The 24,857-nt window shown below is 62.4% G+C and carries 21 protein-coding genes; 7 read left to right on the top strand and 14 right to left on the bottom strand.

All coding sequences use genetic code 11. The features are described from left to right. The first annotated feature begins 223 nt into the window (after nucleotides 1–223). On the top strand, nucleotides 224–2,221 hold the full coding sequence (locus tag HU765_RS11630; RefSeq protein WP_186620543.1) for a pilus assembly protein TadG-related protein: 1,998 nt from the start codon (nucleotides 224–226) through the stop codon (nucleotides 2,219–2,221). Here the strand turns inward: HU765_RS11630 and HU765_RS11635 are convergent. Beyond that, a complete protein-coding gene (locus HU765_RS11635; RefSeq protein ID WP_186620546.1) occupies nucleotides 2,206–4,968 on the bottom strand; it encodes an ATP-binding protein in 2,763 nt (920 codons plus the stop codon). The two genes, HU765_RS11630 and HU765_RS11635, sit on opposite strands and share 16 nt — an antisense overlap. Further along, nucleotides 4,965–5,411, bottom strand: a complete 447-nt coding sequence (locus HU765_RS11640; RefSeq protein WP_186547455.1) for a TadE/TadG family type IV pilus assembly protein — start codon at nucleotides 5,409–5,411, stop codon at nucleotides 4,965–4,967. Before HU765_RS11640 ends, HU765_RS11635 begins: the two co-directional genes overlap by 4 nt. A 75-nt stretch (nucleotides 5,412–5,486) precedes the next feature. On the opposite strand from HU765_RS11640, the gene HU765_RS11645 reads away from it, so the two are divergent. After that, nucleotides 5,487–5,957 (top strand): prepilin peptidase, encoded by a 471-nt coding sequence (locus tag HU765_RS11645; RefSeq protein WP_186620548.1) that lies wholly within the window; start codon nucleotides 5,487–5,489, stop codon nucleotides 5,955–5,957. Nucleotides 5,958–6,075: 118 nt separating this feature from the next. Further along, nucleotides 6,076–6,852, top strand: a complete 777-nt coding sequence (locus HU765_RS11650) for a response regulator (RefSeq protein WP_186620550.1) — start codon at nucleotides 6,076–6,078, stop codon at nucleotides 6,850–6,852. 834 nt (nucleotides 6,853–7,686) lie between these two features. On the opposite strand, the gene HU765_RS11655 is transcribed toward HU765_RS11650, so the two are convergent. The 8 genes from HU765_RS11655 to cpaB are packed head-to-tail and all read right to left on the bottom strand — an operon-like array spanning nucleotide 7,687 to nucleotide 15,135. Next, entirely contained in the window at nucleotides 7,687–7,959 is a 273-nt protein-coding gene (locus tag HU765_RS11655; protein ID WP_186620551.1) for a DUF3613 domain-containing protein, read from the bottom strand. A gap of 10 nt (nucleotides 7,960–7,969) precedes the next feature. Next, nucleotides 7,970–8,692, bottom strand: coding sequence for a tetratricopeptide repeat protein (locus HU765_RS11660; protein ID WP_186620552.1), 723 nt, complete (start codon nucleotides 8,690–8,692; stop codon nucleotides 7,970–7,972). Between the two features lie 23 nt (nucleotides 8,693–8,715). After that, nucleotides 8,716–9,600 carry a type II secretion system F family protein gene (locus tag HU765_RS11665; protein WP_186620553.1) on the bottom strand — a complete coding sequence of 295 codons (885 nt, stop codon included), beginning with the start codon at nucleotides 9,598–9,600 and terminating at the stop codon, nucleotides 8,716–8,718. A 1-nt stretch (nucleotide 9,601) separates the two neighbouring features. After that, nucleotides 9,602–10,486 (bottom strand): type II secretion system F family protein, encoded by an 885-nt coding sequence (locus tag HU765_RS11670; RefSeq protein WP_186620554.1) that lies wholly within the window; start codon nucleotides 10,484–10,486, stop codon nucleotides 9,602–9,604. Nucleotides 10,487–10,503: 17 nt separating this feature from the next. After that, nucleotides 10,504–11,772, bottom strand: a complete 1,269-nt coding sequence (locus HU765_RS11675; RefSeq protein WP_186620555.1) for a CpaF family protein — start codon at nucleotides 11,770–11,772, stop codon at nucleotides 10,504–10,506. Next, nucleotides 11,769–12,959 carry a pilus assembly protein gene (locus HU765_RS11680; protein WP_186620556.1) on the bottom strand — a complete coding sequence of 397 codons (1,191 nt, stop codon included), beginning with the start codon at nucleotides 12,957–12,959 and terminating at the stop codon, nucleotides 11,769–11,771. The genes HU765_RS11675 and HU765_RS11680 overlap by 4 nt, the downstream gene beginning before the upstream one ends. Further along, nucleotides 12,956–14,173: a type II and III secretion system protein family protein gene (locus HU765_RS11685; RefSeq protein ID WP_186547437.1), complete on the bottom strand. Its 1,218-nt coding sequence runs from the start codon at nucleotides 14,171–14,173 to the stop codon at nucleotides 12,956–12,958. Before HU765_RS11685 ends, HU765_RS11680 begins: the two co-directional genes overlap by 4 nt. 20 nt (nucleotides 14,174–14,193) lie before the next feature. Then, nucleotides 14,194–15,135: a Flp pilus assembly protein CpaB gene (gene cpaB / locus HU765_RS11690; protein ID WP_186620557.1), complete on the bottom strand. Its 942-nt coding sequence runs from the start codon at nucleotides 15,133–15,135 to the stop codon at nucleotides 14,194–14,196. A gap of 340 nt (nucleotides 15,136–15,475) precedes the next feature. Between cpaB and HU765_RS11695 the strand changes: the two genes are divergently transcribed. From HU765_RS11695 to HU765_RS11705, 3 genes are all read left to right on the top strand, one after another. Next, on the top strand, nucleotides 15,476–15,682 hold the full coding sequence (locus tag HU765_RS11695; RefSeq protein ID WP_186620628.1) for a Flp family type IVb pilin: 207 nt from the start codon (nucleotides 15,476–15,478) through the stop codon (nucleotides 15,680–15,682). Nucleotides 15,683–15,806: 124 nt separating this feature from the next. After that, nucleotides 15,807–16,019 carry a Flp family type IVb pilin gene (locus tag HU765_RS11700; RefSeq protein ID WP_186620558.1) on the top strand — a complete coding sequence of 71 codons (213 nt, stop codon included), beginning with the start codon at nucleotides 15,807–15,809 and terminating at the stop codon, nucleotides 16,017–16,019. A gap of 71 nt (nucleotides 16,020–16,090) precedes the next feature. Continuing rightward, on the top strand, nucleotides 16,091–16,498 hold the full coding sequence (locus tag HU765_RS11705; RefSeq protein ID WP_186620560.1) for a response regulator: 408 nt from the start codon (nucleotides 16,091–16,093) through the stop codon (nucleotides 16,496–16,498). Between the two features lie 594 nt (nucleotides 16,499–17,092). Here the strand turns inward: HU765_RS11705 and HU765_RS11710 are convergent. The 4 genes from HU765_RS11710 to HU765_RS11725 all read right to left on the bottom strand — a co-directional run bounded on the left by HU765_RS11710 (nucleotide 17,093) and on the right by HU765_RS11725 (nucleotide 22,986). Beyond that, the gene (locus HU765_RS11710) at nucleotides 17,093–18,763 is read right to left on the bottom strand and encodes a ShlB/FhaC/HecB family hemolysin secretion/activation protein (RefSeq protein ID WP_186620562.1); all 1,671 of its coding nucleotides are present in this window, start codon (nucleotides 18,761–18,763) and stop codon (nucleotides 17,093–17,095) included. Between the two features lie 134 nt (nucleotides 18,764–18,897). Further along, nucleotides 18,898–20,472: a collagen-like triple helix repeat-containing protein gene (locus tag HU765_RS11715; protein WP_186620564.1), complete on the bottom strand. Its 1,575-nt coding sequence runs from the start codon at nucleotides 20,470–20,472 to the stop codon at nucleotides 18,898–18,900. 304 nt (nucleotides 20,473–20,776) lie between these two features. Next, a complete protein-coding gene (locus tag HU765_RS11720) occupies nucleotides 20,777–21,631 on the bottom strand; it encodes a MaoC/PaaZ C-terminal domain-containing protein (protein ID WP_186620566.1) in 855 nt (284 codons plus the stop codon). 2 nt (nucleotides 21,632–21,633) lie between these two features. Further along, complete coding sequence (locus HU765_RS11725; RefSeq protein ID WP_186620568.1) at nucleotides 21,634–22,986, bottom strand: 3-oxoacyl-ACP reductase; 1,353 nt, start codon at nucleotides 22,984–22,986, stop codon at nucleotides 21,634–21,636. Between the two features lie 283 nt (nucleotides 22,987–23,269). Between HU765_RS11725 and HU765_RS11730 the strand changes: the two genes are divergently transcribed. After that, the gene (locus HU765_RS11730) at nucleotides 23,270–24,547 is read left to right on the top strand and encodes an acetyl-CoA C-acetyltransferase (RefSeq protein WP_186620570.1); all 1,278 of its coding nucleotides are present in this window, start codon (nucleotides 23,270–23,272) and stop codon (nucleotides 24,545–24,547) included. Nucleotides 24,548–24,857: the final 310 nt, after the last annotated feature.

The raw sequence follows: 24,857 nt of genomic DNA on the forward strand, positions 1-24,857 counted from the left end.
TTCTCTAGCCAGACACAAATCCCTTGTAGGAGTGAGCCTGCTCGCGATAACGGTGTATCAGCCAGGTAATATGTGCCTGACACACCGCTATCGCGAGCAGGCTCACTCCTACAGGGGTATGTGACTGGCATTGCGCGACGCCAGCACGCTCGCCCCACCGCGTCTACACTCAAGCTCACCAATGGAGGCAGCGCTCGGCATCGCGCCGGCAAAGGAGTGCGCCATGTTGCCTGGTTCGCAACTCAACGGCCCGACCCGGCAACGCGGCGCGATCGGCTTGATGGCGGCCGCCACGCTCAGTCTGGCGCTGGTGTTGATGCTGCTCGTGGTCGACACAGGCCGCCTGTACATGGAGCAGCGCAAATTGCAGCGCGTGGTGGACAACGCTGCGCTCGAAGCCGTCAGTCGCGGCGGCAATTGTCTGCCGGGGCTGACAGCGGCCACTTACGCCGGGCAAAGCGCGCTGCGTAACGGCTACATCGTCAATGCCGGCAACACCCTCGCCACCACCTGCGGCATGCTGGTGACCGCCGCCAGCGGTTTACGCACCTTTACTCTGGACGCCACTCAGTCGGGCGCGGTCAGAGTTGCCGCCAGCCGCACGCTGATCAGCAGTTTCGCCGGTGGTGTGCAGGCGCTGTTCAGTGCCGCGCCGGTCAGCCTCAACACCACCCTCAATGCCTCGGCAGTTGCCGCCAAACCCCAGCCGACCATCGCCCAGTTGAATATTCGCAGCACCCTGGCGAGCGTCGATACCGCCCGCTCGAACATTCTCAACCCGCTGTTTTCCGGGCTGCTTGGCGGCAACGTCAACCTGACGGCGCTGGGCTGGGAGGGCCTGCTCAACACCGACATCAACCTGCTCAAATACCTTGATCGACTGGCGATCAACCTTAACGTCGCCGCCGGGAATTACACACAGTTGCTCAATACCCAGGCCACCGTGACCCAATTACTTCAGGCCGCCGCGACGGTGGTGCAACTCGATGGCGCGACGGCCCAGGTGATCACTGCGTTGGGTCAGTTACAGGTGGCGGCGGCCAACGCCGCGCCGGTCAGGCTGGGTGAAATTTTGCAACTGCAGACCGGCACCACGGCGGCAGGCCTGGATGCGAATCTGCAGTTGTTGCAACTGGTGCAAGGCGTGGTGCAACTGGCCAACAGCAAAAGTGCGGTGGCGGCGACCTTGCCGGTCAATGTGCTCGGTCTGGCGGGTGTCACGGTACGGGTGAAGGTCATCGAGCCGCCGCAGTTTTCCGCCATCGGCGACCCGGCCCGGGCCAAGGCCGACCCGCTGGGGCCAGACCGGATTTATGTGCGCACGGCGCAGGTTCGTACGATGCTGTCGGTGAATTTGCCGGTGTTGACCGGGGTTACGGGATTGGAGAATGCAGTGCTGGGACTGGTTGGCACATTGACGCCGACGCTTAATGCTTTGCTCAGCCTGAATCTGGTGGATACGCTCAACTCGCTCGGTTGCCTGCTGGGCGCCGGTTGCGAACAGCTCGACCCGAAGCTGCTGCCGTCACCGCAAATCGACATCGCACTGGATGCCGGCGGCGCTGAAAGTTATGTCACCGACTTCCGCTGCCCGACGGGCAACACCGGCAGCAAAAGCCTGACCGCGCACACCGTTACCTCGGTTGCTGACCTCATGCTTGGCAAGATCGACCCGACCCTTGCGTTTTCTTCGGCAGCCAAGCCTACGGTTGCACCGTTGCCGCTGGTTGATCTGGGTATCGTGACCTGCCACAAAATTCTCGGCATCGGCACTTGCAATCCCGCCACGCATGTTCAATTCGGCGCGGGTGGCATCGCCCTCAAACTCGACACCAGCGTGGCGGAAAATACCCAGAATCTGATTTTTTCCAGCAACACACCGTTCGCCACGCCCGCCAACCTCAAATTGCCACCGAGCATCCAGTCCGCGGCGCCGACCAGCAATATCGTCGGCAGCCTGTCGAACACCCTGGCGGGGATCAATCTGATCGTCTACAAACCGGTAGGCAGCAACCCGCTGGGCGCCGTCATCACGGGTGTGGCCTCGTTGATCGGCGATGTCAGCACCCGCTTGTTACCTGTCGTCACCGGGCTGATCAGCCCCTTGCTCGACCCGTTGTTGAACAACCTGCTCAGCGGTCTGGGCATCAACCTGATGGACGTCGACGTCGGCGCCAACATGACTTGCGGCCAGACCGGCAAGGCTTATCTGGTGATTTGAGCGTCTGTTGCCAAAGGCAATTCTATGCAAAACCGTGCGCCCTCCACCGAGTTACACACGCTCAGGTGTCCGCCCATATTGGCGATGATGCCGTAACTCACCGACAGCCCCAGGCCCGTGCCGACACCGATCGGTTTGGTGGTGAAAAACGGCTCGAAAATCCGTTCGAGCAATCGCGGATCGATGCCGCCGCCATTGTCCTCGACCCACAGCCGCACGTTCTCCTCGTCGCGCTCGGCATAGATTGAAATCCACGGCTTGAACGCGGAATCGTTCACGCGCTTGGCCAGCAGCGCGTCGCGAGCGTTGACCATCAGGTTGATCAACACTTGCTCAAGCTGATCGACATAACCGCACACCCGAGCCTCGAAGCCGGTCGCGCTGATGCGCAGGTCCACGCCTTTGCCGCGCATGCCTTCGGCCAGCAGCGACAGCGTGCCCTCGATGGCCGAAGCGGGGTTGAACAGCTGTTGCTCGATTTCCGAACGTCGGCCGAACACCCGCATGTGATCCACCACCTTCGCGGCGCGCTGCACCTGGGAGTCGATGCGGTTGAGTTTGTCGATCAGGTAATCGAGTTGCACCTCGCCGTTGTTCAGGCGCTTGAGCACGTTGACGATGGCCATGCGCATCACGTTCAACGGCTGATTGATTTCATGGGCAAGGCCGGTGGCCATTTCGCCGAGCGTGGCCATCTTCGCGCTTTGCGTGAGTTGCTGCTGCGAGCGGCGTACCTCGGTGTTGTCGCGCCCCACGGCCTGGATTTCAAGCAACTGCCCGCTTTCATCGAACACACCGCGATCCGACCAGACCCACCAGGCGTGTTCACGGCCAGGCAATTGCAGGCTGATTTCGGCGGTGCTCACCGGCTGTTGCGGGGTCAGCAGGGCCAGGCGCTGAACAAATGCGCTGCGTTGTTCGTCGGACATCCAGCCGCCCAGGTCGATGCCCGGCACCTGTTCCGGCGTGCATTCCAGATAGGTCGCCAGCGGCCGGTTGGCAAAGGTCAGCGTCAGGTCCGGGCGGTAGCGGCAGATCATCGCGGGCGAGTCTTCGACGAGAATCCGGTAGCGTTCTTCGCTCAGCCGAACCTGCTCGGCGGCCAGGGTGGCGTCGGTAACGTCGAGCCACAGACCGACCGCTTCGACCGGCAGGCCGAGATCGTTGCGCAACAGCCTGGCCTCATCGAGCAACCAGTGAAAATCGCCCCGGCGGTCACGCAGCCGATAACGCGTGCGCACCGAGCCTTCGCGCAGCAACTGGCGGCTGCGCTCGAAGTACACCTCGCGGTCTTCGGGGTGCACGCGCTCGATCAGGCCGGCCGCGCTGCACTCTTCCAGCGTCCAGCCGAGCAGGGGTTGCAGGCTGGCGCTGAAAAACGCCGGGTGCAGGGCGCCTTCCTCATAGCGCTGGACATAAATCACCGCCGGCGAACTGGCGATCAGGTTGTCCAGCCGAGCGTGGGCGGCAGCGGCCAGTTGTTGCTGGTTCTGGATGTCGCTGATGTCGAGCATGAAGCCCACCAGACGCCGATGCTCGCCGGTACCGCTGACTTGGCCCTGAATGCGGTACCAGGCAGGTGGTTGTCCTGCGTCGGTGTGGTGCAGGCGGACGCACAAGGTCAGCGCTTCTCCTTGCCGTTGCAGGGCGTGCAAGCGGCTGCGCAACTCATCGCGATCGGCGGGATGGATCTGCTTGAGCCAGTCTTCGACGGGCAATCTGGCGTCGTCGAGGTGCAGCGTGGCGGCCAGCGATGGCGCCAAAGCAATCCCGCCGGCGTCGCTGATTTCCCACCAGCCGGTACCGAGCAGGGTTTGCAGGGATTCGAGACGCTCCATCGACTGCTGATGCCGTTGCTCGCGCAAGCGGCTGAGCAGCGGGCCGGCCAGTGCACCGGCCAACGACAGCCAGTCCCGGTCCGTCAGCAAGGGGGCGGCTTGATCGACGGCGTAAACACCGCAGAGCAGCCACGCCACCACCCCTTGGTCATTGCTGTATGGCACGGCAAAACCGTTGGCGCTGGCGAAGATCGCCTGCACCCGAGTGTGCTCCTGCAAACCATGATGAGCGCCGAAACGCTGCGGCGCGGTGCCGTTCAGACTGTCCAGCGCCGTGCCCAGGCGTTGACCGTCCTGCCACAGTTGCGGAGCATCGTGGCAGTGAAACTCTTGGTGTATCTGCCAGCCCTGGCCCTGCTCATCGAGCAAGGCCACGGCCAGGCAGGGGATGTGCCAGTGTTGCGCGATGGCTTGCAGTTGTTCGCCAAGCACCGCCGGCAAGCGTGTCAGGCTGCACGTGCGCAGGCGCTCGCTGACCTGTGCGGCGAGGGTCTGGCAGGACTCGCGATGGCGCGACTGTTGGCGTTCGCGCAGCAGGTCGGCGATATCGATCAGTTGCAAAAGCCAGCCTTCGCCCAGTGGCTGTACCCAGCCGCGCAGGTGCAGGGGCTGCTCGCCGTGGCTGGAAAAATCGAGGTCGAGCACTTGGCTTTGCCAGTCCCGGGGCTGTCCCTCAACGGCCAGCGTGCTGTGCGGCAGCAGATACGCACTCAACGGTAGCGGCTGGCCGTGGGGTGGGTGCTGCGCCAGCAAATGGCGCAGCGGTCCGGCCATTTGCAGGACGCCACCCGCGCCGTCCAGATACAGGTGCAAACCGGTGCTCGGCGCGCCGAGCGGATCAGGCAACTCGTGGGCGGCGGTCGGTGCGCGCTTGAGCAGGCGCCCGAAAAGATTGTCTCCGGAGGTCAAAATTGCAGGCTCGATGCGGCAGTCAGGTGACTGGGCAGGTTGGGCACGGTGCCGATCCCCGGCAGCACCAGAAAGGGCATGACCTGATTGAGTTTGCTGACCGGGTAATTCACCGTGACCGTCAAGGTGCCGGTGGCGGCGTCATAGACCGCGCTGGTGTCGACCCCGATCACCAGATTCAGCGCGGTTGGCAGCCATTGCAATCGCTGGGTCAGGGCGGCATTGGCGGTATTGACTACGACTGTCGAGTAGTTGGGTGTCGTCGGATCGACCGCGACGCTGCGGCGCACCGCTTCAGCGGTGGCCTCGTTGAACGATTGCATCATTACAAAAGGCAGGCTGTAGCTGACCAGACCGTAAAACACGGCGAAAAAAATGATGAACACCAAAGCGAATTCAATCGCCACCGCACCTTTTTGCGACTTCCGAAAGCCGGTTCTCATCCGTGCGTCTACCCTGACAGTCACTGCGTAGTCTGAGCATAGAATCATTCAGCCAACACGGACGGTTTTTAGCGGATGCAGATTTTCTTCCTCCTGATTTGGCTGACACTTTGCGCTGTGCAAGACGCCCGGCAACGGCAAATTTCCAATGCCTGGACGTTCGGCGCAGGTGCCTTCGCGCTGGTCTGGCTACTGTCGACCGGCGGCACCTGGCTTGGCGCTGACGCGGGGCAGGGCGGCTGGGCTTGTCTGATTGCGCTGGCGCTGACACTGCCCGGTTACGTCATGGGGCGCATGGGCGCCGGCGATGTGAAATTAATGACAGCCTTGGGTCTTGCGACGAACGGTCTGTTCATTCTCGGCGCGTTTATCGGCGCTGGCGTCGCGAGTCTGCTCTGGCTGCTGCTAGCGCCAAGAGTCTGGCTTCATATGTCTCAAGGGCTTAGGCAACGTTTTCATCATCTGGCCCCGCATACGTCAGAAAAGCTGCCATTTGCACCCTTTGTGCTGGTCGGTGTGCTGCTTTCACTTCCCTGGATCCATTAATCGCCAGTTGCCACTAGTCCTATGTACATAGTCGGAAAGTGCGTCTAACTTCAGACGAGGTGATTACACCGCCAAAGTGCAGAAACCGTCAGCTTTGGCCCGAGCAAGGGAGTGGTTCGTGAACAAGCTAATCTCTGCAGTAAAAATTCTGGTTGTCGATGATCAATCGCTGATCGTTGAAGAACTCTGTGAATTTCTTGAAAGCAGTGGCTACCGTTGCGTGCCGTGTCATTCCAGTCAGCAGGCGATCGAGCGTTTCAGCGGGGATACGGAGATCGGGCTGGTGCTCAGCGATCTGCATATGCCGGACATGGACGGCATTCAGTTGATCCAGGCGCTGCAAAAGCTGGCCGGTCAGCATCGGGTGTTCGAGGCGATCATGCTCACCGGGCGAGCCGACAAGCAGGATGTGATCAAGGCGTTGCGGGCCGGGATTGCCGATTACTATCAGAAGCCGGTGGATCTGGATGAGCTGCTTGAAGGGGTCAAGCGCCAGGAGCTGGCTCTGCAGGAGCGACAAAAAAATCTGCACCTGGGGCATTTGAATCAGAAGTTGCAGTTCTTGTCCGAGTCGATTGATGACCTTTATCAGGATTTGGACAAGGTGCGTCGTCAGCCGGCGGCGGTGGTCAGTGACATGCTCGGCGGGGACGCGGCGCAGATGCCGGCGATCTTCGATCAGTTGTCGCCGCGTCAGCTTGATGTTGCGCGGCTGGTGGGCAAGGGGCAGACCAATTATCAGATTGCCTGTGAGTTGGGGATTACCGAGAATACGGTGAAGTTGTATGTGTCGCAGGTGTTGCGGTTGACGCATATGCATAATCGGACGCAGTTGGCGCTGGCCCTGTCGCCCGGTGCTGCTTCTGTGCGTCAGGTTCGGGTGACGGCGCATTGACTTGGCGGCCTTTGGGCCGACCATGTTGTTTGGGTTTTGGGGGGCATATCCGTTGCTGCGGTAACGGCTGCTTAGGGTTCCGCCCTGACGGCGGGTGACTTTGGGGGCCCAAAGTAACCAAAGGCCTTTTGCCCTGACGTGCGGCCCCTCGCTGTGGCTCGGGGTGCCTTCGCTGCGGGATCGATCCGGGCGCAGCGTCTCCGGTTTGCTTCGCTGCACCTCCTCTCGCTGTGTACGACTTCGTCGTACGGTCGCTGCGCTCCCACGCCCGGATCAATCCCTGCGCTCAGCCTTCCGACGGGCGCCGTGCATCAAGATCAAGAGCCTTACTCGAGCTAACGCTCATTGTGTTGAGTGGTGAGAAGCAAAAGCGATACTCGAGCTAACGCTCATTGTGCTGAGTGGTTAGAAGCCAACGCGGTTTGCTTTGCTTTTCTGTGGGAGCTGGCTTGCCAGCGAAGGCGTCCTGCCAGCCGCCCCATTTCCTCCTGACCCACCACAACCCCACTGTAGGAGCGAGCCTGCTCGCGATGACGGCCAACCAGCCGCCTCATCTCCATCAGATTCACCCAATCCCAACTGTGGGAGCTGGCTTGCCAGCGAAGACGTCCGACCAACCGCCCCATATCCTCCTGACCCACCACAATCCCACTGTGGGAGCGAGCCTGCTCACGAAGACGTCCGACCAGCCACCTGATTGCCATCAGATTCACCCAATCCCAACTGTGGGAGCTGGCTTGCCAGCGAAGGCGTCCTGCCAGCCGCCCCATTTCCTCCTGACCCACCACAACCCCAACTGTAGGAGCGAGCCTGCTCGCGAAGGCTGCCGAAAGCCTAATTCTTGCTCTCGATCTTCCCTCCCGCATCCGGATCATAAAAATCCGGAATTTCGTATTGGTATTTCTTCAGCCAGCGCTGCATCGCCAGTTCACGTTCGGTGGCGGTGGCGCTTTGGGGTTTGGCAGAGGCGGCTTTGTTGCGGCTTTGCAGGAGGAGCCAGCCTTCGGTTTCCTGTTGCTGCGCCGAGGCCGGGCCGGCGTCGATGGCGTGGGCGTTCAGGGGCAAGGTGAGCAGGGTGAGGTAGCACAGGCCTTTGAGGGCGTTCATGGCGGGCTCCTTATTTGACCGACGGCGGCAGCGGGTCGATGACGGCTGCGACTTGATCGCCGGGCGCTGCTTTGGCGTTGATTGGGGTTTTCAGTTTTTCTGCGCGTTGCCGGGCTTCGGTGAATTGTTCGGGGGTCAGTTTCGAGCGGCTGACGATTTCGGCAGCTTGCTGCCAGTTGTTCTGGTATAGCAGCAAAGTAACCATGTTCAGTGTCGCCAACTGGTTGTCCTGAGTGAGTTCAATGGCGGTGAGGAATTCGAATCGGGCTTCGTTCAGGCGCAGTTGGTTGAGGTAGACCACGCCCAGGTCGTTGCGGATTTTTTCGTCGGTCGGGGCCAGGCGTACGGCGCGTTGCAGGTGGGCCTGGGCTTGGCCGTTGTCGCCGCGGGCCGCATAGAGTTGGCCCAGGCCGTGTTCGGCCTGAGCGGTCAGGCAGCCGCCGAGCAGGCTGCGGTAGAGCGGCTCGGCTTCGTTGCGGCCGAGCAGGCGATAGACCTTGGCTTTGCGCAGGCGTACTTCACTGAGGTTGTCTGGCAGGCTTTGCAGGTTGGCGAGGCTGGCGTGGAGTTTGCCGTCGTTGGCCAGATCGTCCGCCAGGTTCAGGGCCAGTTCTTGCTCCGAGGTCAGTTTGCTGCAACTGGCCGGCGACAGCAGCGAGGTCCACGGTGCCTGGCCGTCGGTCGCGCAGCCGCCGAGCAGCAACAGGCTTGCGACGATTATCAGTAGTTTCATCAAGCGCTCTCCATGAGCCAGCGTCAGTTTGCAAACGCCCGGGTGATTGCAGTGAAGCCCGGGCCGGCCAGTACGATCAGCAGGGCTGGAAACAGAAACAGCATCATCACTACCGACATCTTCGCCGACATTTTCGAGATGTATTCCTGCAAGCGAGTCAGGCGTCGGTCGTCCAGCAGTTGCTTGAGCGCCAGCAACGATTTCATCGCACCGCCGCCTTGGTGGATCAACTGGTGGAGGATGACGCAGGTGTCGGTGAATTCGTCGACGGCGAGCATCACCGCGGTCTTGTGCAGTTCCTGCCCCAGTTCCAGGCCCGAGTCGACCCGGGTCAGCAGCAGGCGCAGCTCGCGGGTCAGTTCCGGCAGCAGTTTGTGTCCCTCGGTGCTGAGGACGCGCAGGGCTTGTTCGACGGCCATGCCGGATTCGAAAAGGATGCGCAGCAGCGGAATAAACGTGGAAATCTCCACCGCGATGGTTTTCTGCCGGCGTGCGGCGGCATAGGCCAGTATGCGTTTGGGCAGCAAATAGCCGCCCCCGGCGGCGAACATCGGCGCCAGCCAACGATGGTTTACCTGGGGGAAAAACACTTCTTGCAGAAAGACCGCCAGTCCCAGGGCCAGCAATGGCGTGCCGATCTGGCAGGCGGCGAACAGTGCGCGTTCGTTGGCGCGCCGCCAGCCGAGGCGGCTGAGCAGGGCCTGGGTTTCGCTGTCGATGCTCACCGAACGCTGGCCGAAGCGGCTGTTGCCCAGTGCCCGCAGCCAGTGGCCGAAGCGGTTTTCGCGCACCAATTGCCCTTGCAGGCGCAGGCTGATCTGACGGGCGCGGCGGCGTTCGGTCAGCCAGTGATTGCCCGCCAGCAGCAGGGCACCGAGCAGCAGCAGGAGGGCGGCGAGCCAGACCATCTCAGACGCTCCGCAACATGCGCCACAGCGCCAGACTGCCGAACACCTGCAAGCTCGCGGCAGTGAGCAGCATGGTCTGGCCGCCGGAGTCGTTCCACATGCCCAGCATGTAGCCGGGGTTGGTCAGCATGAAATAGCTGACCAGGATCAACGGCAGCGAACCCAGCACCCAGGCGGTCATGCGTGTTTCGCCGGTCAGGGCGCGCAGTTGGCGTGCGCCCTGGTCGCGTTCGCGGATCAGTTTGATCAGGTTCTCCAACAGCTCGCTGGCGTTGCCGCCGTAGCGGTGGTTGACCTTCAGGCCCAGGGCGAACATGCGCAGTTCGTCCTGCTCGTAGAGTTCGGCAAAGTCACTGATCGCATCCGGCAGGTTGACGCCCAGTTGCACGTTGCGCTGCACTCGGCCCATGGCGGTTTTCAGCGGGTCCTCGCTGGCTTCGATGGCGCCCAGCACCGCGTCACTGAGGGTGCGCCCGGACTTGAGACTGCGCACGGTGTGGTCGAGCAATTGCGGCAGTTGCTCGATCATGCGTTTGATCCGGCGCTGATAGCGGATGGCGATGTACACCCGCAAGGCCACTGGCGGGGCGATCAGCATAATCAGCAGCCCGGCCCAACTGGCGCTTAAAAAACCCATGCCCATCGCCAAGGCCCACAGGCTCAGCCACACACCCAAACGCTCGCTCGGGCGCCCAAGGCCGGCGCGCAAAAACATCCGTTCAAGGCCGACCCGCTTCGGCTGTTCGGCGGTCAGTTGCGGCTGACCGGCGGCCAGTCGGCTGAGGACTTTTTCCGTCGCGGTCTTGCGCAGACCCTGCACAAAGAGATGGATCGACAGCCCGAGCAAGACCAGGCAAAGGGCGATCAGTACGAGCGGTCCCAGCATCTGCGAGCTCCTTGCCGTCAGCCCAGGTGGGTGTCGTGGCGCAACTTGTCGCCGGCCGGATTGACCGCTTCGCGCAGGAAGCCGAAACCCGTACGGCGGTCGAGGCGGAACAGGGTGTTGGTGACGTAGACGTCTTCGCGGAGGCCGACCACTTCCACCACTTCGCTGACGCAGCGGCGGCCGTCGGGCATGCGCGTCAATTGGATGATCACATCGAGTGCGGCGCAGATCATCTGGCGCAGGGTGCGTTCGGCGATGGAACGTCCGGTCAGGCCCACCAGCGTCTCCAGGCGCAGCAAGGCATCCTGGGCATTGTTGGCGTGCACGGTGCTCATCGAGCCGTCATGGCCGGTGTTCATCGCGGTGAGCACATCGACCACTTCGACGCCGCGGATTTCGCCGAGGATGATCCGGTCCGGACGCATGCGCAGGGCGTTGCGGATCAGGTCGCTGGCCTTCACTTCGCCGTGGCCTTCGGCGTTCGGCGGACGGGTTTCCAGGCGCACGACGTGAGGGTGGCCCAGTTGCAGTTCGGCGACGTCTTCGATGGTGACCAGACGCTCGTGAGGATTGATCAACTGGCTGAGAATATTCAGCAGCGTGGTCTTGCCGGTGCCGGTGCCACCGCTGATTAGAATGTTGCAGCGCTTGCCAACGGCGTCCTGCAGAAACTCGAAGATCGCCAGATCGATGGTCTGCATGGCCATCAGGTCGGTGCTTTTGAGCATGTCCTTGCGAAACTTGCGAATCGACAGGCACGGACCGTCCAGGGCAATCGGCGGGATGATCGCGTTGACCCGGCTACCGTCGGGCAGGCGTGCGTCGACCATCGGCGAAGATTCATCGAGGCGCCGTCCCAGCGGCGCGAGGATGCGCTGCATGACCCGCTCGATGTGGTGCGCATCGATAAAGCGCAGGTCGCTCTGGTGCAGCACGCCGTCGCGCTCGATGAAGACCCGGTGCGGACCGTTGACCAGAATTTCCGTCACCGACGGGTCGCGCAGCAACACTTCCAGCGGGCCGAAACCGGTGAGTTCGTCGACGATTTCCTCGCCCAGTCGCTCCATTTCGTAGCGGGAGATCGCCAAGTGGAGGCGGGCGATGTATTCGGCGACCTTGTCGGTGACGAAGTGCGCCAGTTGCGGGCGCGCGCCTTCCAGCAGGTTTTTTCCCGACTCTTCGATGGCGTCGATGATGTAGCGATGCAGAACCAGCTTCAGGCCCTCGTGATCGGTGTTGCCGATCGCACCGCGCGGCGTCGAGCCAAATAGTTTTTCTGCGCTCATGAGTTGCCTCGCAGACGATCGAACCAGGTCACCTTCGGTTTGCTCAGGCCTTCCGAGCGTTTGGCCAGGCGTTCGCCGAGGGTGCGCAGGCTCTGGGTGAGTTTTTCCCGTGGGGCCAGTTCGAACAGGCTCACGCCCTGGTTTTTTGCATTCAGACGCACTTCCGGATTGAAGGCCAGCACCGCAAATACTTCCAGATTAAAGGTCTTGCCGAGGGTTTCCGAATCGGGGGCAACGTGGCTCAGATAGCGGTCGATCAGCAGTCGCCCGTGCTCAAGCTTCATGCCTTTTTCGCGCCACAGGTTGAGCACCGCGAGGTTGCGCCGGCAGTTGAGTACGTTCTGATCGGTGTACCACAGCAGCTTGTCGCAGTGGCTGACGAAGGTGCGCAACGCTTCGCTGTCCGCTTGCCCGGTGAGGTTCACCACGATGTGCTGAAAGTGCTGGCGCAGGGCGCTGAGCAGCATGTACAGCTCGGCGGCACTGGTGGTCTCCAGCGGCTCGTCGGTGCTGGCGTAGGCGAGGATGCGCAGGCCGTTGTCGGCACTGGTAAAAGCGCTGTCGATCAGCGTAGCGTCGAGGCGGCGCAAGTGGCGCAAGGCATCGCCGAAGTGAAACGAACTTTCCAGGCCCAGCAGCGCGAGACTGTCGCCGCGGGGCAGGCCGAGATCGAGCAGCAGCGTTTGCTGGCCGCTTTGCTGCACCACCATCGCCATGTGATTGGCGAGCAAGGCGCCGTCCGAGCTGCTCTGCACTCCGTACAGGACGGTGAGGCCACCCAATTGCGTGTTCGGCGCGACCGCCGGCAACCTTTTGCTCAGACGCCGCACCAGCCCGGCGACCTCACTGGAACGTGAGCCATAGGCGACAAAGTCCCGCGCGCCGGCGCGCATCGCGTTCAGCACAAGCTGATTGTCCATGCCGTCGCCCAGGGCGACGATCGCCAGCATCGGCTTGGCTTCCAGCGCACCTTCGATCAGCGCGCTCTGGGCCACGATATGCTCGCGGTCGAGACCGACGAAGACCAAATGGGCGAACGTCACATCGACCAGTGCCAGCAATTCGTCAAGGCTGCCGGCACCAGCGCTGACCACTTGGCCCAGCGGCGCGAGGGCGCTTTGCAGCCACTCCAGATCGGTGCGGTTGCGGGTGATGGCGAGGAAGGTCTGGCTCAGGTTCTGGTTCATTGGGACAACCCGCTGCGCTTGTCGAAATTACCGTTTTCGAGGAAAAACATGCGGTAGAAGTTGGGGTCGTAGTTACGCAGTTTTTCCCCCGGTAACGACGGCAGTTGCGCATCGGCGGCCAGCGGGTGCACCAGATGCGGAGTGACGATCATCAACAGTTCACGTTCTTCGCGCTTGATTTGCGACCCCTTGAAAAACGCACCCAGCACCGGAATGTCGCCCAGGCCGGGAAACTTGTTCACCTGCGAGCTGTTGGTGGTGCTGATCAAGCCGCTGATGACGAAGCTTTCGCCATCGCCCAGCGACACGCTGGTGTCGGTGCGGCGGATGGTCAGCGCCGGCACCGTGGTGCCGGCAATGTTCACCGCATTGGCAAAATCCAGTTCGCTGACTTCCGGGGCGACCTTCAGGGAGATGCGGTCACGGCCGATGATGGTTGGCGTCAGGGTCAGGCGGATGCCGAATTCCTTGTACTCGATCGACACACTGTCGCTGCCTGAACTGGGCACCGGAATCGGAATTTCACCTCCCGCGAGAAAACTTGCGCTCTGCCCGTTCAGCGCTACCAGACTGGGCCGCGCCAAGGTGTAGGCGAAGCCGCTGGTTTCCAGGGCATTGATGATCGCCATGGTCTTGCCGCCGATCCACGAGAAGTTGAACAACGAGTTGTCCACCGGCAGGCGCGGCTGCGGCACGCCGTCGATAGGCGGCAGCGTGCCGGGCGAGCCGAAGAGGAAATTGCCGCGGGTGCCGATCAGCGACGCGGTGGCTTCCTTGAGTTTGGTGCGGCTGACTTCGACGAAGCGAATGTCGGTCTGCACTTGGGACGGCAGGCTCGGATCGTCCGACGGTACGCGGCTGGTCAGGGCGCTGGTGGCGGCGCCCTGGACAAATACCATGGCCTGTTGTGGCTGCGCCGAGCACGCCGTCCAGACCATCAGGCTGGTTGCACCCGGACCGACGCCGGTGAGCAGAAAGGACGCGCTGCCGTTGGCGTGCACGTCGGCAATTTTCGGATCACCGATCGCCAGACGAGTGATCGCCACCGGCGACTGCATATCCTGCTGAAAGCCCTCGCCGATCTCGATGACGGAAGGCAGTTGTCTGAGCGCCGCGCAATTGCCGACCGCCGCGAGCGCAACGTCCATCGACAGTCCCAGCAGCAACAAGGCCCGAAGCACAGGTTTCACGGTCGGTCTGAGTCGACTCTGCATGCACTTGGATCCTTGCGCAGTCATGGGGTTTGTTGGCTGAGCTGGTTGCCGCGAATGATCTCCACCGCAGGCCTGGGTGCAGCGCCGGAAGCAGCGCTGGACGGTGTTTTCTGCGCGCCGGCCAAGGCCAGTTGGGTGAACTGGAAGAGTTGGCTGTTGGCTTTGTCGAGCTGCCCGGGAGACTGGCTTTCGCCGGCCCAGTATTTGGCCAGGCGCTGCTCTTCGCTGCTGCGCACGGCCAGGCGTAACGTGCCGACCTGGGTCGCCAGCATCAGGCGGCTGAGGAGTTTTTCCGGCACCGCCAGCACCACGGTGCGCGCGGCAACCCGGCGTTGATCCTGTTTGATTTTTTCCTCGGCATTCAAGGCCGGGGAGGCCGGCTGGCCGTCGTTGGTCAAGCCGTACTGATCACCGACGCCGAGCACGCGCAGGGCCGGAACGACAATCTGTGCCGACTGCTGCAGGTTGCTCGCATCCTCACGCAGGTAGAGCAGCACATCCACGTAGTCGCCCGGCAGCAGTTGCCCGGCGGCGCCGATCACTTCGTCGACCGCCACGGTCAATGCGCGCTCGTCGCTGTGAATCATCCGCGCCAAGGCGCCGCCGGCCTGAAAACTTTCCTCGTTGAGCCAGGTGCCGGCGCGCAGGTGGCGCCAGGGTGTACGCCCGATGGCCTGCTCGACGCTGGCGAGGCTGCCGGCCGGTGCGCTGCGCAGTTTTTCCACGGCCACATCGGCGGCGGTCAGCGGGGTGAAGGGCGGCACATCGTGCAGCAGCACCACCACGGCTTGGCGGGTCTGGTCTTCGGCAATCGCGACAGTTTTTTCAAGGGCGACGGCTGGCGCTGCGGGCACCTCGGCGACAGGGGCCGGTTGGCGGCTGAGGACCAGCCCCCAGTAACCGACGAAAACAGCGCCGAGCAGCAGCAGCGCGGCAAGGCCCATGGTGATGCGACTGTTCATGACGGCTCTCCCTTTCCTGCTGCACAACCCAACTGCATTTTTGTTCGCGAGAGGAGTACTGATTCGGCAGCTATGAACATGCAACTATTTCGCTATTTCCAAGCTAGCTGATCCAAGCAAAAGCGCCATTAATGACAGGCAAATAACCCACCAAAGTATGGGGTCTGGCCAATTAACAGCAGGAAACGTCGCTGAAAGGGTGGGATTAATGCTTTATGATTAATCGGTTCTTACAGTTGTTGGGACGGGGTTTGTTGACAATGCTCAAGCAGCACGGTGGAACCTTGCCGCGGTAGTGTTGTCGGCGCCAGAGGCGCGAAGGAGTGGACGTATGTTTCGCATGACTTTCGATTATCTGCGGGCCCGGGCCCGGACTTTCTGCAACAGCGAAGAGGCAGCGTCGGCTATCGAGTATGCGATCGTTGCGGCGATGGTGGCCGTGGTGGTCGTGGTGTTTGTAACCCCTATCGGCGACAAGGTCCTGGCGATTTTCAACGTCGTACTGACCAAGCTGGGCGGAACCGCTCAGGTCAAGACTCCGATCTGATCAAGCGATCATTCGCCATTTTTCGATGCCTGTGCATGCCGTGCTCAAATGCGCGCCCAGGCATTACCTCGAGGCCATTGGCTTTCCCGTGCCCGGACAACTGCCGACACGAAGGAGCATGTCCATGATCGTTGCAAATCTGCTTGCGCGCTGGCGCATGTTTCTGGCGAGTACCGAAGCGGCTTCGGCCATTGAATATGCAATTGTCGTCGCCATGGTGGCGGTGATGGTCGTGCTGTTCATTACGCCGCTGGGTACCAAGGTTTTCGATATCTTCAACAGCGTGCTGGTGTCTCTCGGCGGCACCGCGCAGACGGCGCCGGTGCAGACACCCTGACGCGGCTGGCGCTCGCGCCTGGTCGATGGCGCGCTACACTTGGGGTTACTTTCAGTGTTCAGGGGTTGCCCATGAATTCTCGCTCGCTGCCGCGCCAACAGTTGCTTCTGGTTGACGATGAAGAGGACGCGTTGCTGGAGTTGGCTGAGTTGCTGGAGGGTGAGGGGTTTGTGTGTCATACCGCGACGTCGGTGAAGCTGGCGTTGCATCTGCTGACCCGGCATCCGGATATTGCGTTGGTGATTACTGATTTGCGCATGCCGGAGGAGTCGGGCATGTCGTTGATCAGGCGCTTGCGCGAGCACACGTCGCGCGAGCATTTGCCGGTTATTGTGATGTCGGGGCATGCGGATATGGAGGATGTCAGCGACATGTTGCGGTTGCAGGTGCTGGATCTGTTTCGCAAGCCGATTTATCACGTGCGGTTGTTGGAGACTCTGGATAATTTGTTTCCCAAGCCTCGGGTTCAGGCCGGGTGAACTCGGCGGCCTTTGGGCCGGCCGTGTTGTTGGGGGTTTGGGTGAATATCCGTTTTTTTCGGTGCTGCGGCTGGCGGTTCCGCCCTGACGGCGGGTCACTTTGGGGGCCCAAAGTAACCAAAGGCCTTTTGCCCTGACGTGCGGCCCCTCGCCTGGGCTCGGGGTGCCTTCGCTGCGGGATCGATCCGGGCGCAGCGTCTCCGGTTTGCTTCGCTGCACCTCCTCTCGCTGTGTACGACTGCGTCGTACGGTCGCTGCGCTCCCACGCCCGGATCAATCCCTCCACTCAGCCTTCCGACGGGCGCTGTGCATCAAGATCAAGAGCGTTACTCGAGCTAACGCTCATTGTTGAGTGGGGCGGCTTCGCCGCGGGCAGCTGCGCTGCGTTGCTTTTCTGTGGGAGCGAGCCTGCTCGCGAATACGGTCTGACAGCCGACCTGTTTCTTGCTGGATGCACACGATCAAAACTGTAGGAGTGAGCCTGCTCGCGATGGCGGCCTGTCAGTGAATGGACGCTTTCGCTGGCAAGCCAGCTCCCACAGGGTTTTGCGGTGTTTCAGGAGTACACCGCTTCCTCAGTCCCCCCGACAGTACCTACAACTGATAACTGAAACTGATGCTGTACCGCGGCTTGCGATTGAATGCGTCCAAGGCTTCATCCGACATGGCCTTCGCCACTTCCAGCGCGACGTTGTAGTACTTGGCATCGCCAAACCTCAGCCCGACGGCGGTTGAGGACAGGTTGTTGGCCTGCACCGGCAGTTGGTTGAACCAGCTGCGCGAGCGGTCGAGCACCACGTAGGGTTGCAGGATGCGCAGCCAATTGCCGTCGCGGTTGAAACTGTAGTTGACCTCGTAGGCCACGCCCCAACCCTTGTCGCCCGAAGCCTGGTCGTCCGGGTAGCCGCGGCCGAAGTTTTGCCCGCCGAACACCGCTCGTTCGCTGTCTGGCAAGGTGTCATCGCTCCAGTACAACGCTGCTGACAGCACGCCTTGCCAGTTGTCGAGGAACTTGTCGCTCTGCACGCCGGACAGGCGCACGCGGAAGAAGTCGAGGTCGATGTCGTCGTAGTTGGTGTGCGCGCCGAGGCTGTCGAAGCCCTGGTACACGCCAGCGCTGAGGATGCGCAACTGCCGGGCGTCAGCCTTGCGCCAGTCGCCTTCGAAGGCCAGGGCGCGGACGTCGGTGCGCAACTCGGTGCTGAAGGGAAAGTTGATGCCGTCGTAGCGTGTCTTGTCATCAACCGCATACAGGCGTGAGCCGGCGGTCAGCAGTTCGTTGGCGGAGGCGATCAGAGGCATGCTGAAGCCGATCGAGTAGCGATCGTTTTCGCGGTGGGTACTCAGGCGTCCGCCACCGCCCACCAGCACTTCGGTGTCGGGATCGGCGCGGTAACGTGAGGCCGAGACGTTGAGTTGCGTGCCCTCGGCGTCGAGGAACTGGCTGTAGTCGAGACGGTAGTAATGCTCTTTGTCGTCCCCCGGTGGGAACAGGCCACTGAGGGTCAGTTGCTCGCCCATTGAAGTCTGCGAATTGCTGCTGATCCCGAGCAATGCCTGCGGGCCGTTGCGGTTGTCTTCGGTGGTGCTCAGGGTGCTGGTGAACGGTTTGCGGCTGGCCTGGGCGACCAGAGTGGTGGCGCCGTCGGTGGTGCCCGGTGGCGGCACTTGCGCTTGCAGCGTCACGCCGGGGATGCGGCTCATCAGCGTGGTGTAGCGCTCGAACGTCTTGCGGGTCAGTGGGCGTTCGGCCTGGATTTTCGCCGCGAGTTTATCGAGCAGGCCTTTGACCCGGCCGACATCGCCCTGCATCTGGATATCGCGCACGTAGCCTTCCACCAGCACCACGCGGGCCACGCCGTCGTCGAAGTTCTGTTGTGGCAAAAACGCGTAGGACAACAGGTAGCCGTCCTGCTGATAGCGGCGGGTGATGTTGCGCGTGGCTTCGATCAGGTCGGCGAGGCTGGCCTGGCGGCCGATCAGGGGTTTGTAGACTTCGGCCAGTTCATTGAGCGGATAGAGCGTGCCGCCTTCGATCTGCACGGTCTTGAGATTGACCTTGGTCTCCAGCAACAATGGCTGCGCGGAGGTCGCGCCGGGATCCGGCACTTGTAGCGGCGCCGCACTCGGGCGATAGGCGTCGGCGGGCAGGTTGGGTACGGGCAGGTTGCGGGTGGTTTCGTTGCTGTTGAGGAAGCTGGGCAAGGTGTCGGCGAGGGCAGCGGAACTGAGGCTCAGGCACAGCAGGGATGCCAGTACGCGCATAGGACACTCCATGGTCAGGGCACAGCATTGGGCTGACTTTTCCTAAGAAAAAAGGCGGAAGACTCGTGGGAATCTTCCGCCCTCAACCAAGCGTAGGCGCTGTAGGTAAGGCCGTCGAATCGGCCAGGTGCAATTTAGCGTTGAGTTCCACCCAGCGCGCCGGTCAGGCCGCCGAGCACACCGCCCAGACCGCCGGTTGTACCGCCAGTGGCAGTGCCGCTGTTGACCAGGCCACCGACCGCCGCCACGGTGCCGCCGACGTTGGTGACCAGACCGCCCACCGCAGTGGTGACCGGGTTGTTCGTGGCGGCAATGGCGCCGCCGAGGCTGCTGACCGCACCGCCCACTTGACCGGTGAGGCCTGCGACGGGCGTGCCGAGACCGGTCGCGGCGCCGACTTGTTGCGTCACGGTTGTCACTGCGCTGGTCACCGGATTCAGGCCGGCACCGAGAGCGGCGCCCACGGTTGCCAATGGCGAAGTGGTTGCAGTGATCGGCGTACCCGAGCCGCCGAGTACGGTGTTGAGGGAGGCAATGGTGTTGCCCAGGCCGCCAGCGGTGACGCCGCCGGCACTGACCACGCCGCTGGTGCTGCCGGCATTCAGGCCGCTGCCGACGTTGACCACCGCGCCGCCGACGGTTTGCAGCAGGCCGGTGCCACCGAGACCGCCGCCAATTCCGCCAGTGCCGGAGCCAGTGCCGTTGGATACCAGGCCGCCCGCTTTGCCGACCGCGGTGCCGGTATTGGCCAGCGCGCCACCGAGGGTGTTGGTCAGGGCATTGCCGTTGCCGGCCACGGTGACCTTGCCGCCGAGGCCGTTCACGGTGCCGCCGACTTTCGAAATCACCCCTTTGAGCGGATCACCCAGGCCTGTGGCATCGCCGAGTTTGTCGGTGGTGCTTTCGACCATGGCAATCACCGGCACCAGCCCGCTGCCGACCTTGTTGGTCAACTGGCTGGTCGGGCCGTTGCTGAGGGTGGTGTTGAGGGTATCGCCAAGCATGGTGACTTTGACGCCGACACCATCGAGTACCGGCGCGACCCTGGTGACGACGCCACCGACCACCGGAATTCTGCCGGTAGCCGTCGCCAGCTTGCCGCTGAGGTCGGACACGCCGTCGCCGACATCCGAAACCACGCCGCCGACCGAAGCCACGGTAGTGGTCAGACCTTTAGGGTCTGTGGCCAGTTTGCCGATGCCGTTGGTGACGCCATCGCCGAGTGTGCTGACGACGTTACCGGCTGTGTTGGCCGCGCTTTGTACGACGCCGCCCACCACCGGGACGGTGCTCAGGGAATCACCGATCTGGCCGACGCCATCACCGACACCGCTGACGGTTTTGCCAACGCCCTGCACCAGCGTGGTGGTCACCAGCGAAGGGGCGGTCGGATTGGTCGGGTTGGTTGGATCGGTCGGGTCTGTCGGGTTGGTTGGATTGGTCGGATCGGTGCCGCCGCCAGTCCCCCCGGTGCCACCGCCAGTTCCGCCAGTGCCCCCGGTTCCGCCAGTGCCTGCGGTATCACCACCCGTTGTTCCACCGGAACCATCGGTACCGCCAGTACCTCCGGTGCCCGCCGTGCCGTCGGCGGTCGAGCTGCTCGGGGTGCTGCGATGGCCGCCACCGCCGCTGCTGCAGCCGGCGAGGCCGACAGAAAGGATCAAGGCCAGAGCGATTGCTGATTTGGACCACATCACTTGAGTTTTCATGATTGAGATTCCTGCACCTGTCACAACGTTACGTTGCCTTCGATGGCCCGCCGATCTGTCGTCGGCGATGCCTCGTCCGTGGCTGTAATCTCAGGCGATGGCAGGTTTCGCACCATTCTCAAGTTGGTATTAACCCGTTTATATAGAGGGCCTGGCGCAATGCCGAAGGACTAATACGCAGGTGATAGACGGGCAAAAAAAAGCCTTGAAATTCAAGGCTCGGGATTTTGCAAAAACGCGGGCAGGTCGAGGAAAAACTTAAGTGATATATACACAATTAACGGGTTTCTCTGGCCTCGAAAGTTCAGGCGATCGGTTGCCACTGACCGACCATATGCTCCAGGTCGCCGACGCCGATCAAACGCAACTCACCGCTGGACCCCGCCGCGCTGGCCAGCAATGTCACTTCGCTGGGCAGTCGCACCGGTTTGCGAAAGTGCACAGCGATCTCCAGATTGGCTTTGGGCAGATGATCGGCGAGTGCCGCGACGGTACGCGCTTTGTTCCACAAGCCATGGGCGATCGCGGTGGGAAAGCCGAACAGCTTTGCGCTCGCGGCACTCAGGTGGATCGGGTTGTAGTCACCGGAGACTTTCGCATATTGACGACCGATGTCTGTCGGCGCGGCCCAGTGCGCCACGTCCAACAGATCCTGCGACGGCTCCCAGTCCTGGGCAGGCGCCTCGGCCTCAAGTTTCACACCGCGACAGAGCATCCGGCTGTCTGCTTCCCATAACGGCCCGAGCTGATCGTCCAGCGTAGTGAGCAGATCGAACGTCGCCCCTTTGGGATGTGGCTGCAGGTTGTGCACATGCACGCTGACTTGCGCGCGACTGATGCCGCCCATTGGCCGCAACACGCGGATGCGGTTGCTCAGGTGAATCAGCCCAAGCAGCGGAAACGGAAAGTCGTTGGCCGTGAGCAATTGCATCTGCAAGGCGAAGGCGAGGACATGCGGGTAGGTCGGCGGCAGCAGGCCGTCATCGGCGAAGCCGCAGACCTTGCGATACGCCGCCAGTCGTTTAGCGTCGATATCGACCCAGCAACGCAAGCCGCTGTCGGGCAGCTGCGTGCCGGTGATCTTGCGGCGTGTCGCGGCCCGTGTGTACAACCCCGGCAGACTCGGTTCGCGGTCCAGCGTGTGCCATTGAATACTCATGCCTAAGCCCCCAGGACGCTTTGTCCACACACCCGCAGCGCTTGCCCGGTGAATGCGCCGCTGCCCGGTTGAGCCAGCCAGGCCACCGCTTCGGCGACGTCTTGCGGCAAGCCGCCCTGGCCCAGCGAACTCATGCGCCGCCCGGCCTCGCGCAGGCCGAACGGAATGTGCGCGGTCATTTGCGTTTCGATGAAGCCCGGGGCCACGGCGTTGATGCTGATGCCGCGGTCCAGCAAGGCCGGCGCCCACGCCTGGGCCAGGCCGATCAAACCGGCCTTGCTTGCGGCGTAGTTGGTCTGCCCGCGGTTGCCGGCGATGCCACTGATCGAGGCCAGCAGGATGACCCGCGCGTTGTCGCGCAAGGTGCCGCTGTCGAGCAGGGCCTTGGTCAGCACTTGCGGGGCGTTGAGATTGACGGCCAGCACCGCGTCCCAGAATTCCGGGGTCATGTTGGCCAGGGTTTTGTCACGGGTGATGCCGGCGTTGTGCACCAGAATGTCCAGCCCGTCGGGCAGTTGATCGATCAACTGCGTAGCGGCGTCATCGGCGCAAATGTCTAGGGTGATCGCGCGGCCACCGAGGCGCGCAGCCAGGGCTTCGAGGTCAGACTTGGCGGGCGGCACGTCGAGCAGAATGACCTCGGCACCATCGCGCGCCAGGGTTTCGGCAATCGATGCGCCGATCCCGCGCGCAGCGCCTGTGACTAGCGCCTTGCGCCCGGCCAGCGGTCGGGTCCAGTCGCTCACTTGGGTGGCGCAGGCGCTCAGGCGAATCACCTGCCCTGAGACGAATGCGCTTTTCGGCGAGAGGAAAAACCGCAGCGGGCCTTCCAGTTGATCCTCGGCCCCGTCGCCGACATAGATCAACTGCAATGTGGCGCCGCTGCGCAGTTCCTTGGCCAGTGAACGCGAGAAGCCTTCGAGCGCCCGTTGCGCACTGGCGGCGAACGGATCGCGCAGCGTTTCCGGCGCGCGGCCGAGAATCAGCAGATGCGCGCTGTGCTCCAGGTTCTTCATCAGCGGCTGGAAGAATTCGCGCAATTGCTTGAGCTGATCGGTGTGCTGCAAGTCGCTGGCATCGAACACCACCGCCTTCAGCTTCGGGCCGTGGCCGGGAATCCACGCTGTCGCCATCGACGGTTCGGTGCCGTAGCTGTAGATCGCATCGGTCAGCCGGCTGGCCAGCGCGCTGACCCGCTCGGCCAACGGCCCGCCACCGATCAGCAGGGCGCCTTCAATCGGCCGCAGGCGTCCGGCCTGCCAGCGTTCCAGCCGCACCGGCGACGGCAGGCCCAGGGCCCCGACCAGACGATGGCCGAAGGATGAGTTGGCGAAGTCGATATAGCGGTCAGACATGGAACGCGCTCCAGAGGTTGGGGTTCAAAGTGTGGACTGCCCGCGGCAATCAATCGTTCGATCGGTGCAATAAGGCCTACGCTGGATTAGCAGAGTAGTTTGGCTGCGGCAGTTTTGTTGCCAGACACAAATTCAGAAACAACGCCGGTCCCCCTGTAGGCCTTCGCCTGCTCGCGATAGCGGTAGGTCAGATACATGGTAGTTGCCTGATAAACCGCTATCGCGAGCAGGCTCACTCCTACAGGGGTTGTTTGTGAACCCGCAAATCTCACAGGAGTTATCCATGACCCAGCTGCGCCGCGTCGCGATCATCGGCGGTAACCGCATCCCTTTCGCCCGTTCCAACGGACCTTACGCCAAGGCGAGCAATCAGGCGATGCTCACCGCCGCGCTCGAAGGGCTGATCGAACGCTACAACCTGCATGGCCAGCGCATCGGTGAAGTGGTGACGGGGGCGGTGCTCAAATTGTCACGGGATATGAACCTGACGCGCGAATGCGTACTCGGCTCGCGCCTGTCTCCGGCCACGCCGGCCTACGACATCCAGCAAGCCTGCGGCACTGGCCTGGAAGCGGCGTTGCTGGTGGCCAACAAGATTGCCCTCGGCCAGATCGACTGCGGCATTGCCGGCGGCGTCGACACCACCTCGGATGCGCCGATCAGCGTCAGCGAAGGCTTGCGTAAGATTCTTCTGCAAGCCAACAACGCCAAAAGCACCGGCGCCAAGCTGAGAACATTTTTGCAATTGCGGCCCCGGCACCTGATCCCCGATTTTCCGCGCATCGGCGAACCGCGCACGGGCCTGTCGATGGGGCAGCACTGTGAATTGATGGCGCAGACCTGGAGTATCCCCAGGGAAGAACAGGATCAGCTGGCTTTCGAAAGCCACCACAAACTCGCCGCGTCCTACAGCGAGGGCTGGCACAACGATCTGATGACACCGTTTCTGGGCCTGACCCGCGACAACAATCTGCGCCCGGACCTGACTCTGGAAAAGCTCGCCACGCTGAAACCTGCGTTCGAGAAAAGCGCCAGGGGCACGCTGACGGCGGGCAACTCCACGCCGCTCACCGATGGTGCTTCCGTGGTGTTACTGGGCAGTGAAGAGTGGGCCAAAGAGCGTGGCCTGCCGATCCTGGCTTATCTGCGTGACGGCGAGGCGGCAGCGGTGGACTTCGTCAACGGCGCTGAAGGGCTGCTGATGGCGCCGGTTTACGCCGTGCCACGCTTGTTGGCGCGCAATGGCCTGACCCTGCAGGACTTCGATTACTACGAGATTCACGAAGCGTTCGCTGCGCAGGTGTTGTGCACGCTGAAAGCCTGGGAGGATGCGGACTACTGCAAAACCCGTCTCGGCCTCGACGCGCCGCTGGGTTCGATTGACCGAAGCCGGCTTAACGTGAAGGGCAGTTCGCTGGCGGCGGGGCATCCCTTTGCCGCAACGGGCGGGCGGATTGTCGCTAATCTGGCGAAACTGCTGGATGCGGCTGGCCAGGGGCGGGGGTTGATCTCGATCTGTGCGGCGGGCGGGCAGGGCGTCACCGCCATCATAGAACGTTAAGCACGGTTTCAATGTGGGAGCGAGCCTGCTCGCGAAGAGGCCGTGTCAGTCGCCATCACTCCTTCTGACACACCGCTTTCGCGAGCAGGCTCGCTCCCACAGAGTGTTCGGTGCATCGGCAATGTCAGATTCTGTCGCAAATGCCCTTGCCGGCCGATACCAATCAATGTCACGGTCTCGGCTATGATTCGTATCGGTCGCTGCGGCTTGACCGCGTTTGATCCGGCACAGTGTGTGCATCCTCATGGTTCACAGGTCGGCACCCCCTCCCCGTCGGGCGAGGATTGCCGTATAACGAGTGACATTCGCG

Origin of the sequence: Pseudomonas sp. SWRI81 (assembly GCF_014268545.1) — a bacterium.
GTDB lineage: Bacteria > Pseudomonadota > Gammaproteobacteria > Pseudomonadales > Pseudomonadaceae > Aquipseudomonas > Aquipseudomonas hamedanensis.

What these genes read in the sequence shown, in the direction of transcription:
- HU765_RS11630 (WP_186620543.1), top strand. Translation starts at nt 224, where the DNA reads ATGTTGCCTGGTTCGCAACTCAACGGCCCGACCCGGCAACGCGGCGCG.
- HU765_RS11640 (WP_186547455.1), bottom strand. Translation starts at nt 5,411, where the DNA reads ATGAGAACCGGCTTTCGGAAGTCGCAAAAAGGTGCGGTGGCGATTGAA.
- HU765_RS11645 (WP_186620548.1), top strand. Translation starts at nt 5,487, where the DNA reads ATGCAGATTTTCTTCCTCCTGATTTGGCTGACACTTTGCGCTGTGCAA.
- HU765_RS11655 (WP_186620551.1), bottom strand. Translation starts at nt 7,959, where the DNA reads ATGAACGCCCTCAAAGGCCTGTGCTACCTCACCCTGCTCACCTTGCCC.
- HU765_RS11660 (WP_186620552.1), bottom strand. Translation starts at nt 8,692, where the DNA reads ATGAAACTACTGATAATCGTCGCAAGCCTGTTGCTGCTCGGCGGCTGC.
- HU765_RS11665 (WP_186620553.1), bottom strand. Translation starts at nt 9,600, where the DNA reads ATGGTCTGGCTCGCCGCCCTCCTGCTGCTGCTCGGTGCCCTGCTGCTG.
- HU765_RS11670 (WP_186620554.1), bottom strand. Translation starts at nt 10,486, where the DNA reads ATGCTGGGACCGCTCGTACTGATCGCCCTTTGCCTGGTCTTGCTCGGG.
- HU765_RS11675 (WP_186620555.1), bottom strand. Translation starts at nt 11,772, where the DNA reads ATGAGCGCAGAAAAACTATTTGGCTCGACGCCGCGCGGTGCGATCGGC.
- HU765_RS11680 (WP_186620556.1), bottom strand. Translation starts at nt 12,959, where the DNA reads ATGAACCAGAACCTGAGCCAGACCTTCCTCGCCATCACCCGCAACCGC.
- HU765_RS11685 (WP_186547437.1), bottom strand. Translation starts at nt 14,173, where the DNA reads ATGCAGAGTCGACTCAGACCGACCGTGAAACCTGTGCTTCGGGCCTTG.
- cpaB (WP_186620557.1), bottom strand. Translation starts at nt 15,135, where the DNA reads ATGAACAGTCGCATCACCATGGGCCTTGCCGCGCTGCTGCTGCTCGGC.
- HU765_RS11695 (WP_186620628.1), top strand. Translation starts at nt 15,476, where the DNA reads ATGACTTTCGATTATCTGCGGGCCCGGGCCCGGACTTTCTGCAACAGC.
- HU765_RS11700 (WP_186620558.1), top strand. Translation starts at nt 15,807, where the DNA reads ATGATCGTTGCAAATCTGCTTGCGCGCTGGCGCATGTTTCTGGCGAGT.
- HU765_RS11705 (WP_186620560.1), top strand. Translation starts at nt 16,091, where the DNA reads ATGAATTCTCGCTCGCTGCCGCGCCAACAGTTGCTTCTGGTTGACGAT.
- HU765_RS11710 (WP_186620562.1), bottom strand. Translation starts at nt 18,763, where the DNA reads ATGCGCGTACTGGCATCCCTGCTGTGCCTGAGCCTCAGTTCCGCTGCC.
- HU765_RS11715 (WP_186620564.1), bottom strand. Translation starts at nt 20,472, where the DNA reads ATGAAAACTCAAGTGATGTGGTCCAAATCAGCAATCGCTCTGGCCTTG.
- HU765_RS11720 (WP_186620566.1), bottom strand. Translation starts at nt 21,631, where the DNA reads ATGAGTATTCAATGGCACACGCTGGACCGCGAACCGAGTCTGCCGGGG.
- HU765_RS11725 (WP_186620568.1), bottom strand. Translation starts at nt 22,986, where the DNA reads ATGTCTGACCGCTATATCGACTTCGCCAACTCATCCTTCGGCCATCGT.
- HU765_RS11730 (WP_186620570.1), top strand. Translation starts at nt 23,270, where the DNA reads ATGACCCAGCTGCGCCGCGTCGCGATCATCGGCGGTAACCGCATCCCT.